This window comes from Rhodococcus sp. IEGM 1330 (genome assembly GCF_033142445.1).
Classification (GTDB): Bacteria; Actinomycetota; Actinomycetes; order Mycobacteriales; family Mycobacteriaceae; genus Rhodococcoides.
The window spans coordinates 294,457-309,000 of record NZ_JAWLSB010000005.1 but is presented as its reverse complement, the minus strand read 5'-3'; the positions used below and the strand labels follow the sequence as shown (position 1 = coordinate 309,000).

The 14,544-nt window shown below is 66.1% G+C and carries 13 protein-coding genes; 2 read left to right on the top strand and 11 right to left on the bottom strand.

Features of this window, described 5'->3' with window-relative positions:
* Positions 1-16 precede the first annotated feature (16 nt).
* A complete protein-coding gene (locus R4P57_RS14385) occupies positions 17-583 on the top strand; it encodes a CG0192-related protein (protein ID WP_317803502.1) in 567 nt (188 codons plus the stop codon).
* Here the strand turns inward: R4P57_RS14385 and R4P57_RS14380 are convergent.
* From R4P57_RS14380 to R4P57_RS14370, 3 genes are read right to left on the bottom strand one after another with little or no spacing between them, the layout of a single operon-like run.
* Positions 580-1,635, bottom strand: a complete 1,056-nt coding sequence (locus R4P57_RS14380) for an ABC transporter ATP-binding protein (protein WP_317803501.1) — start codon at positions 1,633-1,635, stop codon at positions 580-582. The genes R4P57_RS14385 and R4P57_RS14380 overlap by 4 nt on opposite strands.
* Positions 1,632-3,200, bottom strand: coding sequence for an ABC transporter permease (locus R4P57_RS14375; protein ID WP_317803500.1), 1,569 nt, complete (start codon positions 3,198-3,200; stop codon positions 1,632-1,634). Before R4P57_RS14375 ends, R4P57_RS14380 begins: the two co-directional genes overlap by 4 nt.
* 3 nt (positions 3,201-3,203) lie before the next feature.
* Positions 3,204-4,247 carry an iron ABC transporter substrate-binding protein gene (locus R4P57_RS14370; RefSeq protein WP_317803499.1) on the bottom strand — a complete coding sequence of 348 codons (1,044 nt, stop codon included), beginning with the start codon at positions 4,245-4,247 and terminating at the stop codon, positions 3,204-3,206.
* A gap of 118 nt (positions 4,248-4,365) precedes the next feature.
* On the opposite strand from R4P57_RS14370, the gene R4P57_RS14365 reads away from it, so the two are divergent.
* Positions 4,366-5,565, top strand: coding sequence for an FAD-dependent monooxygenase (locus tag R4P57_RS14365; protein ID WP_317803498.1), 1,200 nt, complete (start codon positions 4,366-4,368; stop codon positions 5,563-5,565).
* On the opposite strand, the gene R4P57_RS14360 is transcribed toward R4P57_RS14365, so the two are convergent.
* The 8 genes from R4P57_RS14360 to R4P57_RS14325 form a co-directional block, all read right to left on the bottom strand.
* Entirely contained in the window at positions 5,562-6,455 is an 894-nt protein-coding gene (locus R4P57_RS14360; RefSeq protein WP_317803497.1) for a siderophore-interacting protein, read from the bottom strand. The two genes, R4P57_RS14365 and R4P57_RS14360, sit on opposite strands and share 4 nt — an antisense overlap.
* Positions 6,456-6,537: 82 nt before the next feature.
* Positions 6,538-7,344, bottom strand: a complete 807-nt coding sequence (locus tag R4P57_RS14355; RefSeq protein ID WP_317803496.1) for an ABC transporter ATP-binding protein — start codon at positions 7,342-7,344, stop codon at positions 6,538-6,540.
* The gene (locus R4P57_RS14350; RefSeq protein ID WP_317803495.1) at positions 7,341-8,408 is read right to left on the bottom strand and encodes a FecCD family ABC transporter permease; all 1,068 of its coding nucleotides are present in this window, start codon (positions 8,406-8,408) and stop codon (positions 7,341-7,343) included. The genes R4P57_RS14355 and R4P57_RS14350 overlap by 4 nt, the downstream gene beginning before the upstream one ends.
* Positions 8,405-9,469 carry an iron chelate uptake ABC transporter family permease subunit gene (locus R4P57_RS14345; RefSeq protein WP_317803494.1) on the bottom strand — a complete coding sequence of 355 codons (1,065 nt, stop codon included), beginning with the start codon at positions 9,467-9,469 and terminating at the stop codon, positions 8,405-8,407. Before R4P57_RS14345 ends, R4P57_RS14350 begins: the two co-directional genes overlap by 4 nt.
* A gap of 5 nt (positions 9,470-9,474) precedes the next feature.
* Positions 9,475-10,761: a lysine N(6)-hydroxylase/L-ornithine N(5)-oxygenase family protein gene (locus R4P57_RS14340; RefSeq protein ID WP_317803493.1), complete on the bottom strand. Its 1,287-nt coding sequence runs from the start codon at positions 10,759-10,761 to the stop codon at positions 9,475-9,477.
* Positions 10,758-11,174, bottom strand: coding sequence for an aspartate 1-decarboxylase (panD, locus tag R4P57_RS14335; RefSeq protein WP_317803492.1), 417 nt, complete (start codon positions 11,172-11,174; stop codon positions 10,758-10,760). Before panD ends, R4P57_RS14340 begins: the two co-directional genes overlap by 4 nt.
* The gene (locus tag R4P57_RS14330; RefSeq protein ID WP_317803491.1) at positions 11,174-12,517 is read right to left on the bottom strand and encodes a salicylate synthase; all 1,344 of its coding nucleotides are present in this window, start codon (positions 12,515-12,517) and stop codon (positions 11,174-11,176) included. Before R4P57_RS14330 ends, panD begins: the two co-directional genes overlap by 1 nt.
* 104 nt (positions 12,518-12,621) lie before the next feature.
* Positions 12,622-14,514, bottom strand: coding sequence for a siderophore-interacting protein (locus R4P57_RS14325; protein WP_317803490.1), 1,893 nt, complete (start codon positions 14,512-14,514; stop codon positions 12,622-12,624).
* Between the last annotated feature and the right edge of the window lie 30 nt (positions 14,515-14,544).

Sequence of the window (14,544 nt, the reverse complement as noted above, 5' to 3'; positions counted from 1 at the left end):
CGGTTAGCTTTTCTGCATGGCCCTCATCCATCCCGCGACGCTCGTTCCATCGAAACTGGACGCCATCGCAGCGTGGCTTCCGACGCAAGAGTGGTCAGCCGGTCGGAGCGCCGACGGACTCGAAGCCGTCGGCGCGTATCGATTCGACGATCCCGACGGCGAGGTCGGTATCGAGACACATCTGCTGCGTTCGGCGTCGGGCACCGTGTTTCAGGTGCCACTGACCTACCGCAGCGCACCGCTGCACGGGTCAGACGCGTATCTCGTTGCCACGTTGGAACATTCGGTCCTCGGCAAACGCTGGGTGTACGACGGCGTCGGCGATCCGGTCTACGTGGCGGTCACCACCGCGGCCATAGTCGAGGGCACACGTCAGGCAGAGTTGGTGATGCAGTCGGCCGACGGTTCTCGATCGGTGCGTGAATCCACTACGCGGGTCCGAGGTACCGGTGGGCGCACGACGCCGTCACCACGCCTGAATGTCCGACGGGCGATCGACGCTGATGCCACCGAGCTGCCGCACTTGTTCGGCACCTGGCCCGGCCAGCAGGATCCGATCCCGCTCGTGGAGTTGCGACCCTAGTCCGCAGAGCCCGCGAACCAGTGCACCGGAGACGTCACGGAGACTTCGACGGCGGTGCCAGGGGCGAATCGGTCGGCGGTCCTGGCGATGGCTCGAAGCCGCAGCCCGGTGTCGCTGTGCCGCAGGGTGACCGAGGATTCGGGACCGGTGAAGAACTCGTGATCGACGACGAATGCGCCGCCTTTGCGCTCCGAGACCACCAGTTGCTCGGGCCGGAGCAACGCCTGCCCGTGTCCCGTCGCTCGGGTGGTGGATTCGAGACGCCCGAGGACGGTGTCGACGTGGCCGCCCTGGGCTGCAGCATCGACGAAGTAGGCGTCGCCGACGAAACGCGCGACGGCGGGTGTGGCGGGTCGCTCGTACACCTCACGCGGTGTGTCGATCTGGGCGCAGCGACCACCGAGCAGCACAGCGACCCGATCGGCAGTTCCGAGCGCCTCGGCCCGGTCGTGGGTGACGAGGATCGACGCGGTCTTGCTGGACTGCAACAACTCTCGTACGTCCTGCCGAATGGAGGTACGCAGCCCCGCATCGAGGGCGGCGAACGGCTCGTCCATCAACACCACCGACGGAGCCGGCGCGAGCGCACGCGCCAACGCGATACGCTGCTGTTGGCCGCCCGAGAGTTCGCTGGGTTTGACCCCGCCGGCGTCGGGTAGTCCGACCAGCTCGAGCATCTCGTCGACCCGTCGGGTGCGCTCCGCGCGACCGGACAGGTAGGGACGCAGAAACCCTGCACGCAAACCGAATTCGATGTTCCTGCGTACCGTCAGGTGTGGAAACAATCCACCTTCCTGCGGCATCAGGCCTATTCCCCGCTTCTCCGGTGGCACCTGAATCTGCCCCGCAACCGAGATGTCCCGCCCGTCGGAGGTGATCCGGCCTGCGTCGATGCGGTGCAGTCCCGCGATGGATCGCAACAGGGTCGTCTTGCCACAGCCGGAGGGGCCGAGGACGGCAAGCATCTCGCCGTCGCCGAGGTCGAGATCGATCCCGTGCAGCACAGCCGTACTGCCGTACGAAGCAACGAGTCCGGAAATCACCATGCTCATGGCAGTGCTACTCGCTTCCGCGTCGTGCGCCCCAGCGCCCGTGTCAGTACGACCGTCGGGACCACCGAGATCAGGATCAGGGCCAGGGCGTAGGGGGCCGCCTCGCCGTATCGGAACGCCTCGGTGGTGGACCACAGCGTGGTCGCGAGCGTGTCGACTCCCCGAGGGCGCAGCATCAACGTCGCAGGTAGCTCCTTGGCCACGGTCAGGAAGACCAGCGCAGCCCCGGCTGCGATGCCGGGTGCGGCGATCGGAATGGTCACTCGAAGGTCGGTGCGTAGCCGGCCCGCGCCCAGGGTCCGTGAGACATCCTCGAGGACAACGGGAGTGGCGTCGACGACCGCTCTGGTGCTGCCGACGGCCAGCGGCAGGAACAGCACCACGTATGCCAGTACCAGCAGGACCGCCGTCTGGTAGAACGACGGCAGAAACCTGATTCCGAGAAAGACCGTGGCGAGCCCGACGGTGATACCCGGTAGTCCGTGCGCGATGTACGTGGACAACTCGGCGCCGCGGGCGGCCCTCGACGTGGATCGGGCCGCGAACAGCGCGACCGGCAACGCGAGCACGGCCACCACCACTGCGGCGGTCGCGGAGTACTGGACGGTCTTGGCCGTGACGGCCAGCACGTCCACCCAGTCGAAGGTGAACCGCAACGATCGACTCAGCCATCGCGCCAAGGCCAGAATCGGCACCAGCACCGAAAAACTCAGTGCCGCAACGACAACGGCCAGAGCCGGCACACGCCACCGGCCCAGGACGATCGGCTCTGCCATCCGGTCGGTTCCCGATCCAACCCTCGCCGTGGCGCCGCGTCGGGCACGCCGTTCGAGGAGGGTGAGCACCAACGCGCCCACCACGAGCACCAGCCCGAGGACGGCGGCCGCAGTGCGATCGAGTCCCCCGCGGTACGCACTGTAGATGCCGAGTGTGAAGGCGTCGTATCGCATCAGAGCCACCGCCCCGAAGTCACTGATGGTGTACAGCGCGACCAGGAGCGCGCCCGCCGCCGCTGCGGGAACGACGCGACGACACTCGACGGTCAGCGCCGTGCGCACAGCGCCTCGACCGAGGGTTCGCGAGACCTCGGCCAACGAGGGGTCCGCGGTGGCGAACGCCGCGGACACCGGCAGCATCACCAGCGGGAAGCAGGACAACGTGAGCACCAGCGCTGCACCGGAAAAGCCTGCCAACGAAGGGAATTCGGCGATCCACAGGTACCCGGACACGTAGGACGGGATGGCGAGTGGAGCGGCAAGAACCATCGCGAAGAAACGTCGCCCCGGTAGATCGGTACGGACGGTCAACCACGCCAGCAGCGTCCCGATCACGACCGACGCGACGAGCACGGTGAGCGTCAGGGTCGTCGTGCGGATGGCGAGGTCGAGTGTGCGTTGCCGCAGGAGCAGTCGGAGAACCTTCTCGGTTCCGCCGTCGAACGCGCGAACGAACAGATACAGCAAGGGTGTCAGCGTCAGCGCTCCCACGCACAACGCGGTCGTCCCGAGAACGGGACGACCGCCGAAGTGGCGCCGCCGAAGCGGCTGGAGTGCAGACGGGAACACCGACTAGATGATTCCGACGTCGGTGAGGAGAGTCTGGGTGGCCTCGAGGGACGAGAGCCGGCCCAGATCGAGATCGGTCGAGCCCAGCTCGGACAGCGGCGGCAGGTCGTAGTCGGAGGTGACTCCGTCGATGACGGGGTATTCGGCCGTCTCGTTCGCGAAGTACGTCTGCGACTCGGTCGAGAGCAACTCGCGCACGAAGTCGAAGGCCGCTTCCTGGTTGTCCGAGGCAGCCAGCACACCGGCACCGGCGACGTTGATCAGCGCGCCGGGGTCGCCGGGCTCGAAGTAGTGCAGCTCGACCGGGGCATCATCGCCGTTCTCGTCCTTGAAGGGGTACCAGTAGTAATGATTGAGCAGGCCGGTCGAGACCTGTCCGTCGTTGACCGCGGTCAGCAGCGGGCCGTTGCCCTCGAAGGCGACGGGCTCGTTGGCGACGAAACCTTCGAGCCAGGTGCGGGCACCGTCCTCGCCGCGCTGCACGCGCAGGGCGGTGACGAAGGCCTGGAACGACGCGTTGGTCGGTGCGTAGCCGATCTGTCCGCGCCAGCGCGGGTCGAGCAGTCCGTCGATACCGGTGGGCAGGTCTGCTGCCTGCACCGAATCGGAGTTGTAGGCCAGCACGCGGGCCCGTGCGGAGGTGGCGACCCAGGTGCCGTCGGCACCGCGGTACTGCTCGGGAACGAGCGAGAGGATGTCCTCGGGCAGCGGTGCGAGAGCGCCTGCTTCGTCCAGGGCACCGAGTGCGCCTGCGTCCTGACCGTAGAACACGTCCGCCGGGGTCGCGTCGCCCTCTTCGAGGATCTTTGCGGCCTGGGCATTGGTGTTGCCCGAGTAGTCGACCTCGATACCGCCACCGATGCGCTCGATCAGCGGGTCGACGAGCTCTTCCCCGCGGCCGGAGTACACCACGAGTGCGGACTCTGCGGTGGCGGACTCGGAGCTGGACGTGCCTTCGTCGGACGAGCCGTCCGAGCTGCACGCGACGAGACCGAGGGCGAGGGTTGCGCTGAACGAGAGCAGCGCCAGACGGCGAACGGTGAACACGGTTCTCCTTGACGAAAACGGGTCATTCGGACAATTTGATGAAAGTAAACCACAAAGGTGAGGCTCAGCTACTTTCCCTCCGGGATTGAACGACCAGCCGCCCGGGCATTCCCACTCCATGACTTCTCGTGTTCTCGTCACCGGTGCCAGCATCGCCGGTCCCACCGTGGCGTTCTGGCTGGACCGGGCGGGCTTCGAGGTCACCGTCCTCGAACGCTCACCGCAACTGCGACACGGCGGCCAGAACATCGACGTCCGCGGCTCCGGCCGCGAGGTGCTGCGGCGCATGGGCCTGGACGCCACCCTCCTCGCGAACGGCACCACCGAGAAGGGCACCCGATTCGTCGACGACGCCGACGCCACCATCGCGGCCTTCCCGGCCGGCGACGGAACCCACGACGGCCCGACGGCGGAGCTGGAGATTCTGCGCGGCGAGTTCGCGCGAATACTGGTCGAATCCGCCGGACCACGAACCGAGTATCGCTACGGCGATCGCGTCGTCGGCGTGGCCCAGGATGCCGACGGAGTCGATGTGACGTTCGCGTCGGGACCGTCCGAGCGATTCGACCTGGTTCTCTTCGCCGACGGAATCCGCTCCAGCAGCAGGGAACTGGTGTTCGACGGGGAGGCCGAGACCACACCCGTCGGCCTGTACACCGCCTACGGCGTACTGCCGAAGGGACCGAGCGACGACGGCTGGTGGCGCTGGTACAACGCCCCAAGATCCCGAGTGGCGAATCTACGACCGGACAACCTCGGCACGACGCGATTCAGCCTGTCCTGGGTGTCCGACGCAGGCGGGTTCGAGGGCGCGTCGGACGAACAGGTCGTCGCTGCGTTGCGCGCGCAGTTCGCCGATGCCGGTTGGGAAGTGCCCCGAATCCTGGACTCCCTTGGACCGGACTCGGAACTGTACGTCGACTATCTGGCGCAGGTGAAAGCCCCGCGTTGGTCCGACGGCAGAATCGGCATGCTCGGCGATGCCGCCTGGTGCGCAACACCGTTGAGCGGCATGGGCACAACGTTGTCGGTCACCGGCGCGTACGTTCTCGCCGGCGAGCTGGCGCGGGCGAGCGATCACCGAGCCGGGTTCGAGGCCTTCGAGGCGCGGATGCGTCCGTTCGTCGAGCAGGCGCAGAAACTCCCACCCGGGGTGCCTCGCGTCGCGCATCCGAAGACCTCGGCAGGAGTGGCCGCATTCCGCACTGTGCTGCGCCTGGCCGGATCGAAGCCTGTACAGGCCGTGACCAGCAAGTTCCTCGGCCCCGACGCGGCGACACTCGAGCTGCCGGACTACGAGTTCGACAACGCAGGCTAGAGCCCCACCCGCTCGAGCAGCGCATCGAATGCCTCGCTTGCTTCCTGCTCGGAGCGGCCGGATTCGATGACGCCGTTGTACACCGCCAGCGCCTCCTCCTGGTATTGCTTGTACTTCTCGAGCCACTTCTCGGAGTCTGCGCGCCAGTATCCGATGATGTCGAAATACGCGATGTCGTAACCCAATTCCTTACGGAAGTGCTTGCGCACCCGACGCGAGGACGACGCCTCGCCGGCGAACCACACGTAGCCGCGCCCCTCGGGCAGTGGGTATGCCAGCGCAGCGTCGTCGAGAACGCTTGCGCTGTCGCCGTTTCCGGATCCGATGCGCCAGTCGAACGTGACGTCGGCCGAGGTCTCGAGGGATTGGATGTCGCCACGTTCGAGCACCTCGACGATCGCGTGCGCACGCATTCCCGCGGGCAACTGCTCGACGAGCCGGCCGAGGGCAGGCAACCCGGTCATGTCCGCGACCAACAGCAGCCATTCGACGTCGGCGGGCGGTGAATACCAGGATCGCGGACGGGTGAACAGCACCGTCTGCCCCGGGACGGCCTGCTGAGCCCAGGTGGATGCGACGCCGCCCTCGTGTGCAAAGAAGTCGATGGTCAGCTCACCGCGCTCCGGATCGAGACGACGGATGGTGTAGTTGCGGCCTTCGGGAGCATCGTCGAGACCGTGGAACCACCAGAACCCGTCGACCTCGGTCATCGGCGGCGGGATCACTTCGTCTGCCCTGGGGAAATAGACTCCGACGCATTCGTCGGGCACACCGAGCGTGCGGTAGCCGGCGACATGCTCGCCGCCGAACGTCACACGCACCATGTGCACCGTGAGTCGTTCCACCGCAACGACATCGGCGTAGTAGTAACCACGCGGTTGTTCGTTCATCTCGATCCTCGATACATATCTCGTCGTCACTCTTGCGAGAACGTTCAGGCTGACTCGGCGGCCATTCTCCCTCGATTCTAAACTAAGCCTTGCCTAGCCTACGACCGACCACCTTGGGAATCACCAACGGAGTGTGCGATTCCGGATCGTCGATGATGCGGCACGGCAGCCCGAAGACCGCCTCGACCAGCTCGGATGTGACGACGACGGCGGGCGCGCCCTCGGTGACCACTGCGCCGTCCTTCATCGCGATGATGTGATCGGCGTAACGGCAGGCGTGATTGAGGTCGTGCAGTACCGCAACGAGAGTGCGGCCGTTCTCGCGGTTCAGAGTGGCCAACAGGTCGAGCAGCTCGATCTGGTGGGCGATGTCGAGGAAGGTCGTCGGCTCGTCCAACAGCAACAGCGGCGTCTGCTGCGCGAGAACCATCGCCACCCAGACGCGTTGCTGCTGTCCGCCGGACAGTTCGTCCACCGGACGAGCGGACAGTGATGTCACTCCGGTGGCGTTCATGGCCTCGATCACCGCAGCCTCGTCCGTCGTCGACCACTGCCGGATCAGCTTCTGATGCGGATAACGGCCCCGCGCAACGAGATCGGCCACCGAAATACCGTCGGGCGCGATGGAGGTCTGCGGAAGCAGGCCGAGGCGGCGGGCAACTTCTTTCGCCGGATACGACGAGATGGCCTTCCCGTCCAGCAGAACGGTTCCGTTGGAGGGTTTCAACAGCCGCGAGAGTGCCCGCAGCAGAGTCGATTTGCCGCAGGCATTCGGTCCGACGATGACGGTGAACTTGCCGTCGGGAATCTCGACGGTCAGGTTCTCGCTGATGACGCTCCTGTCGTATCCGACCGTGATGTCGTCGGTGTGCAACCGAGGCTCCGTCACTGCTTCCTGCCTTCCCGCGCCAACAACCACACGAAGTATGCGCCGCCGACCGATACGGTCACCACACCCACCGGCAGCTGGGTGGGAGAGAAGACGCGCTGCGCAACAACGTCGCTCATGACCAGCAGCAGCGCTCCCATGCACGCTGCAGGCACCATCGCCACTCCCGAGGTGCCGGTGAGGCGGCGCGACAACTGCGGCGCGGCGAGCGCGATGAACGAGATGGGTCCCGCGGCCGCGGTGACCATCGCGATCAGCGCAACGCCCAGGAACACCAGCATCAGACGGGTCGGCTCTGCGCGCACACCGAGCGCCCTCGCCGCATCGTCACCCATCTCCAACATCGGCAGCCGACGCGAGAGCACCGCCAAGCACGACGCGATGACGACCGACACGCCCAGCACGGGCCCCACCTGCGCCCACCCCAACCCATTGAGGGTGCCCGCACCCCACACTGCGGCCGCGATCGCGTCGTCCAGGTCGGCCCTGATCACGAGCCAGGTGTTGACGGAGGACAGGGCGGCGCTGACGGCGATCCCGACGATGATCAAACGAAAGCCCTGCACCCCGCGCCGGTAGGCGAGCAGGTAGACCACAGCAGCCGTTGCGAGTCCGCCGACGAGCGCGCCCGCTCCGGTCCGGTAGTAGCCACCACCGAGAGCGAGGATGGCCACGAGCGCGCCGGTGTAGGCACCGGTGCCGAATCCGATGATGTCCGGGCTGCCCAACGGGTTTCGCGTCAAGGATTGAAAGACCGCGCCCGATAGGCCGAGGGCGGCTCCGAACAGGAAGGCCAGTGCCACTCGGGGAAACCGCCACTCCATCACCACGATCTCGGTGAGGCGTGGAGCATCGCCGAACACCGCGGCGAGCACCTCGTTCGGCGGAATGTAGAAGTCGCCGGTACCGACCGCGACGACGGAGACCACCACCGTCACGAGCAGCAAGGCCACGCAGACGCCCACTGTTCGGATGTCGATGCGGCCGTCCACTCGATCCCGCACTCGCACGACCCACAGCGCTCGGCCGAAATCGATCTCGCCGCCGCGTCGTTCACGGGTCACAGTCCGCTCGCCTTCTTCCGGCGAACCAGCACGATCAACACCGGCGCGCCGACGAAGGCGGTGACGATACCGACCTGCAGCTCCCCCGGCCTGATCACGATGCGTCCGACCACATCCGAGAGCAGCAGCAAGCCCGGTGCCGCGAACACCGTGTAGATCAGAATCCAACGCTGGTCCGGCCCGACGAACCACCGCACCATGTGCGGAATCATCAGTCCGACAAATCCGATGGGCCCGGCCGCCGCCGTCGCGGCACCGGCGAGCAGAGTCACTGCGACGACACCGATGATTCGCGTACGAACCACGTTGGCCCCCAACGACTGGGCCAGATCGTCGCCGAGTGCGATCGCATTGAGGGGACGGGCGATCAGCGCCGTCAGGAAGACTCCGAGCGCGATGAACGGGGCAACCTCGGACGCGATGTCCAGACCGCGACCGGCCAACGACCCCGCTCCCCAGAACCTCATCCTGTCGAAGGCATCCGGATCGAGCAACAGCATGCCCGAGGTGACGCCGCCCAGTACCGCACCGAGCGCAATTCCGGACAGCGTCAACCGAATCGGAGTGGCTCCCGCTCGCCCCATCGACCCCAACGCGTACACCACGATCGTGGCGACCACTGCCCCGGCGAACGCGAACCAGATGTAGGACCGAATACCGGTGACACCCAGCACGCCGACGGCGATCGCCACGAAGAACGCTGCCCCGGCGTTGACGCCGAGAATTCCCGGGTCGGCCAGCGGATTTCGCGTCATCGCCTGAATCAGCGCACCGGCCACCCCGAGGGCGATTCCGACGAGCAACCCCAGAACGGTACGCGGAAGCCGTAGTTCGCGGACGATCACGGATTCGGTGGATCCGTCGGCGAAGAACAGCCCGTGCCACACCTCACCGATCGGGATGTACTCGGTGCCCACCGAAATGCTCACCAGGCACAGCGCTGCCAGCACACCGAGGACGACGAACAACCCCGCGGCCCGACGCGCATCGGTGCGAGCGAGACCACCGACTCGAGCCGGAACACCTCCCTGTTCCGGCCCGTCGCCCACGCTCGTGCTCACCCGATTCACACCACCGATCGCACCCTCGCGCTCACAGCGGACTTCACTATCTCACCGCTGCGAACAGCGATGTTCGAAAGCAACGACGAGGTCAGACCGTGCGTGTGCTCGGTGCCGCCCTGCAGGTAGATCGAACCCGCACTCGGTTCACGCGTCACGAGTCGGTAGTCACGCGTCACGCGAGGACCGCGGGAGTCGTATTCGACGGCGTCGAACAGTGGACCGAGGATCTCGGGTAGATCGAGGGACGTGAAGCCGGTGGCATAAACGACAGCGTCGCACAGTATGTCCTCGGCCAGACCCGTCGGGCCGTGCTCGACGGAGGCACGCACGCCCGACGGCTCCTCGGTGGCTCCGATCAACCGGGATGCTCCGTGCACGAACAACCGGCGCTGCCCGCTGACCCGCTCGGCGTATTCGCGCGCGTACAGCTCCTCGATCAGGGGCAGGTCGACGGCGGAGTAGTTGGTGCCGCGGTGATACTGCAGCAGCTGCTCGCGCAGGGTATGCGACGACGAATAGAAGTCGTCCACGGCCGTCGGATCGAAGATGCGATTGGCATAGGGGCTGTCGTCGGCCGGGCTGTACCCGTATTTGCGCAGCACCGCATGCACCGAGGAGTCGCTGTACGTCGAGTGCAGGTAGTCCACCACCTCGGCGGCGCTCTGCCCGGCACCGACGACGACGAACGTGCGATGCGACCGCGACGGCAACCGATCGAGATGGCCGAGAAGATCGTGGTTGTGGAACTGCCGCGCCGACGCCGTGACTCCGTCGGGCAGGGTGGCGGTCAGTCCTCCGGCGAGCACGATGTTGCGCCCCTGCACGGTCCCGGCTCGTCGGCCCTCGGTGCGGACGCCGTAGCCGTCGCCGGTGTCGACGACGTCCACCGCCCGGGTGCCGTAGTGAACCGTCGCGTCGACCTTTCCGGCGGCCCACGCCAGGTAGTCGTGGAACTCGAGCCTGCTCGGGAAGAACGTCTGCAGGTTGATGAAGTGATTGAGCCGACCCTGCTCCGACAGATACGCCAGAAAGGTGTACTCACTGCCGGCATTGCGCTGGGTCGCCAGGTCCTTGAGGAACGAGATCTGCATCGACGTCCCCGGCAACAGCATTCCGGGATGCCAGGCGAACTCGTCCTTGGACTCGATGAAGCACGAGGTCAGCCGCTCGGCCGGCGCGCACGTTCGGTTGTGTTCCTCGATCGCGATGGCCAGACCGAGATTAGACGGCCCGAATCCGACTCCGACGATGTCGTAGTTCTCATCGGCACAATCGTTGTGTGAGGTCATCGAACGCTCGCCCCCGACATCTGATCGAGTGCGCCCGGAACCGGCTCGGACGGGTCGACGCCGAGGGCCACGATCTCGTTGGCAGAGTCGACGTGCACCACCGAAGGACTGTGCGCCGACAGCTCCGAATCTTCCACCTGCCGGAACGACATGATGATCACCAGGTCGCCCGGGGACACCAGATGCGCTGCGGCACCGTTGATTCCGATGACACCGGAGCCGGGGGGTCCTTCGATCACGTACGTCACCAGGCGTGCTCCGTTGGTGATGTCGACGACGTGGACCTGTTCGCCCTCGATCAGATCGGCGGCGTGCATCAGCGTGGAGTCGATGGTGATCGAGCCGACGTAGTGCAGATCGGCATGAGTGACAGTGGCGCGGTGGATCTTTCCACCCAACATGGTGCGATGCATCAGGCGTCTTCCTCCTTCTTGCGGACGAGATATGGGGCAACGCTGGCGAGCTTCTCGCAGGTTTCGTCGAATTCGCGATCGGGTGTCGACTGGCCGACGATGCCGGCACCGGCACGCAGCCATGCCGATCCGCGCTGTTCGTAGACGGCTCGAAGCACCAGGGCTGCTTCGAGTTCCCCCGTGGACGATGCCTTCACGACGGCACCCGAGTACAGGCCGCGGGGCGAGTCGTCGAGCCTACCGATCGCCTCGATGGCCTCGCGTTTGGGAATTCCCGACGCCGTGACGGCCGGGAACAGCGCCCCGAAGGCGTCCCAGCAGGACAGGTCATCACGCAGGCGTGCCCGCACGGTCGACGCGAGGTGTTGGACGCTTCCGCGCTCGCGCACGCTCATGAAGTCCGAGACCGCGGTCGACCCGGGGCGCGCGATGGATTCGAGCTCCTCGAACGAGGTACGGACGGACACAGCGTGTTCGGTGATCTCCTTGGGATCCTGCTCGAGATCGGTCTTCGCTGCGGAGTCGGCCTCGGTGCCGAGACCGAAGGCCCGCGTGCCTGCCAGCGGTTCGGTGGTGACCACGCCGTGCGCGTCGACGGAGGCCACCAGCTCCGGGCTGAAGCCGGCTGCGCGCAGGTCGCCCAGGTGCAGCAGAAACGAGCGAGCCGGGGTGTTCGCTGCGCGGCCGGCCCGGTAGGTACCCGGCATGTCCAGATCGAACGGAATGCGCACCGTGCGAGAGAGAATCACTTTGGCGTAGTCGCCGCGGTGAATTTCGGTGACGGCCTGCCGTACCCGAGCGCGATAGTCGTCGAGATCGCCGCCGACATCGAGCGAGTGCACCGTCGGCGGCTCCTCGGCGGAGGCGTCCGCGAGTACGGCCAGTACCGCGGCGCGGTCCTCCTCGCTCCCGGTCACCTCGACGTCGTGGTCGGCACCGAATCGGACCTCGACGCGGGGCACGACCAGATGGCCGAGCACCTCGTCGGACTCGCACGAGCCCGTCACACCATGCAGGTGGGCCGCGAACCCGAATCCGACGAATCCGTACGCATTCCAGGATTCTCGGGTCAGACCGTCGCAGGCCTCACGCAGCGCCGTCGACGGGTTACCGGACCACCGACGCACCGTCGACTCGCCGCTCCCCCACGTGGTCGTGACGACATCCGGTTGCAGGACGATGCGAGCGACCACGCCGCCCGCGAACACCCAGCGTCCTCTGTCCTCGTACACGACGTACTCGTCGAACAAGCCGGACCCGGCCAATGTGACCACCGTCTGCAATCCGTGCTGCAGGATGGTGGTCTCGGCCGTGCCCGACGCCGTTTCTTCGACAACGCTCATTGTGTGTGCACTCCTGACGGTGATTCGGTCCACGACCGCGCATCGCGCGCAACCGACATGCTCGCGGCATTGCTGCGCGCCTTCGATAGGCAACGCTAACCTAACTAGACCTGGCGCACAACGGCTTCGGGCGCACGCTGCAGGTCGAGGACCGCGATACCCCAGCCGACGAGACGAGATGCGGTCACCACCAGGCCCGCTGCGGTTGCCACCGCCTCGAACTCGGCTCTGGTTCGCACTCCACTGCCATGCATACAGAGCATCAACAGATCGAACTCGGCCTGATCCTCGTTGATCACGCCGTCGTCCGACAGGCGTTCCACCACAACCAGTTTCCCGCTCTCGGACAGGCCCCCTGCCGCGCTCGCCAGCAGCAACGCCAGATCGTCGTCACGGTAGTGGCCGGTGACCTCGAGCAACAGGTAGGCGTCGAACCCGCCCGCGGGGCCATTGCGCGGTTCGGACACGACACTCTGAGCGCATTCGGTGACGCGCCCGTGCAGATCCGGCCACGTCTGCAGATCGCGTCGAACGAGGTCGAGTTCGCTGGGCAATCCGAGAACAGTTGCCGACATTGCGTCGTGGCGCGTCAGGATCGAGCCGAGCACCACCCCGGATGCCGCACCGGTCACCGCCAACGTCGACATGCCGCCGAACGAATAGTCCTGTACCAGAGCAGGACCCAGGAACGCTGCCTCGTCGGCGATGTGGTTGTGGTGCAATTCCGTCAGCCGAGGCGAGCCGGCGAGGTCCTCGCTCAACGTCTTGCCGGTCAGCAGGCTCGCACTGGCAGCGCCGGTGCGCAGGCTCTCGACGAGTCCGGTGATCGACAATTCCACTCGCGCCTCGATGCCGTCGAAATCCAGCCAGTGCGAAATCCAGTCGTCACCGAGCATGGCTTCACCGATATCGGCGAGAATCACACCGCCGTCCGAATCCTCGGTGAGCACGTCGACAGACCGCAGGTAGCGGACGAATTTCGCCAAGGCCCGCGTATCGGTGCCCGTGGCCGTGGCCAGTTCGTCGATGGTGCGTATGCCTCGGGAGACATGCAACGGGATGCGCAACGTGTTGGCAGCCCTGATCGCAAAGGGGGAGAACATCTCCGCTCGTTCGGCGAGTCTGTCGAACGGCTCGGATTCGCGGGCGTTCAGATCGGGAACTTCCGGATCGTCCGCGCGAGTGAGAACCTCTGCGCGACGCCAGTAGCCGGTGACCTCGACCATCTCCGGCGGCATCGCGCGATCCTCGCGCAGGTATCGCCTGATGCCTTTGAGGGTTGTGGATTCGCCTGCCACCCAGGCGAACACGGCTCCCTCCCACCAGGGCGCACTACGCACGGCAGATTCGAGCAGATCACCGGTGCCTGCAACCGCGCCGTCGCGATGGACCCAGGTGATCTCGGCGTCGGCGGCCGTCGGGAGGGGTAGTTCTCGCTCGGCGTCGGCCACCTCGACGAACACCCGGATTCGCTCACCGGCTCCGGCTTCGTCGAGGTAACGAGCAATAGCAGGCAACGCGGTCTCGTCGCCGACGAGCAACACCCAATCCACCTCGGCGGGTGCGTGACCCGAGCGCACCGGACCCAGCAGTGGGATTGAATCACCCACGGCGCAGCGACGCCCCCACGTCGACGCGATTCCGGTGTCGTGAGTGACGAAATCGAGAGTCAATTCGGCAGTCTCGGCATCGACGCTGCGCACGGTGTAGTTGCGGGTCAGTGGCCGCGGCTCCCGCGGCCACTCCACCGTGCGCTCGTGTTGCACCGGTAGAGCTATCGTGCCGTTGTCGTCGAGCGGGAAGAACAAGCGGACGAAGTCGTCGAATCCCTCACTACGCAGCGCCGGAAAGTCGAATCCATCTCGCGAGAATTCCCGCAGCTGCGGCCCGCCCAACACGATCCTGCGCATTCCCGAACTGAGTTGCCGTGTCTCGATCACCGAGGCTGTTCGGATGACTTCGGGAAAGACGACCTGAAGTCGATGAGACCTTGCCACGGTGAAACACGCTCCTTCGCGAAAATGCAT

Excerpts from the sequence above, each read along its gene's own strand:
- R4P57_RS14385 (WP_317803502.1), top strand. The coding sequence starts at position 17 with ATGGCCCTCATCCATCCCGCGACGCTCGTTCCATCGAAACTGGACGCC.
- R4P57_RS14380 (WP_317803501.1), bottom strand. The coding sequence starts at position 1,635 with ATGAGCATGGTGATTTCCGGACTCGTTGCTTCGTACGGCAGTACGGCT.
- R4P57_RS14365 (WP_317803498.1), top strand. The coding sequence starts at position 4,366 with ATGACTTCTCGTGTTCTCGTCACCGGTGCCAGCATCGCCGGTCCCACC.
- R4P57_RS14360 (WP_317803497.1), bottom strand. The coding sequence starts at position 6,455 with ATGAACGAACAACCGCGTGGTTACTACTACGCCGATGTCGTTGCGGTG.
- R4P57_RS14340 (WP_317803493.1), bottom strand. The coding sequence starts at position 10,761 with ATGACCTCACACAACGATTGTGCCGATGAGAACTACGACATCGTCGGA.
- panD (WP_317803492.1), bottom strand. The coding sequence starts at position 11,174 with ATGCATCGCACCATGTTGGGTGGAAAGATCCACCGCGCCACTGTCACT.
- R4P57_RS14330 (WP_317803491.1), bottom strand. The coding sequence starts at position 12,517 with ATGAGCGTTGTCGAAGAAACGGCGTCGGGCACGGCCGAGACCACCATC.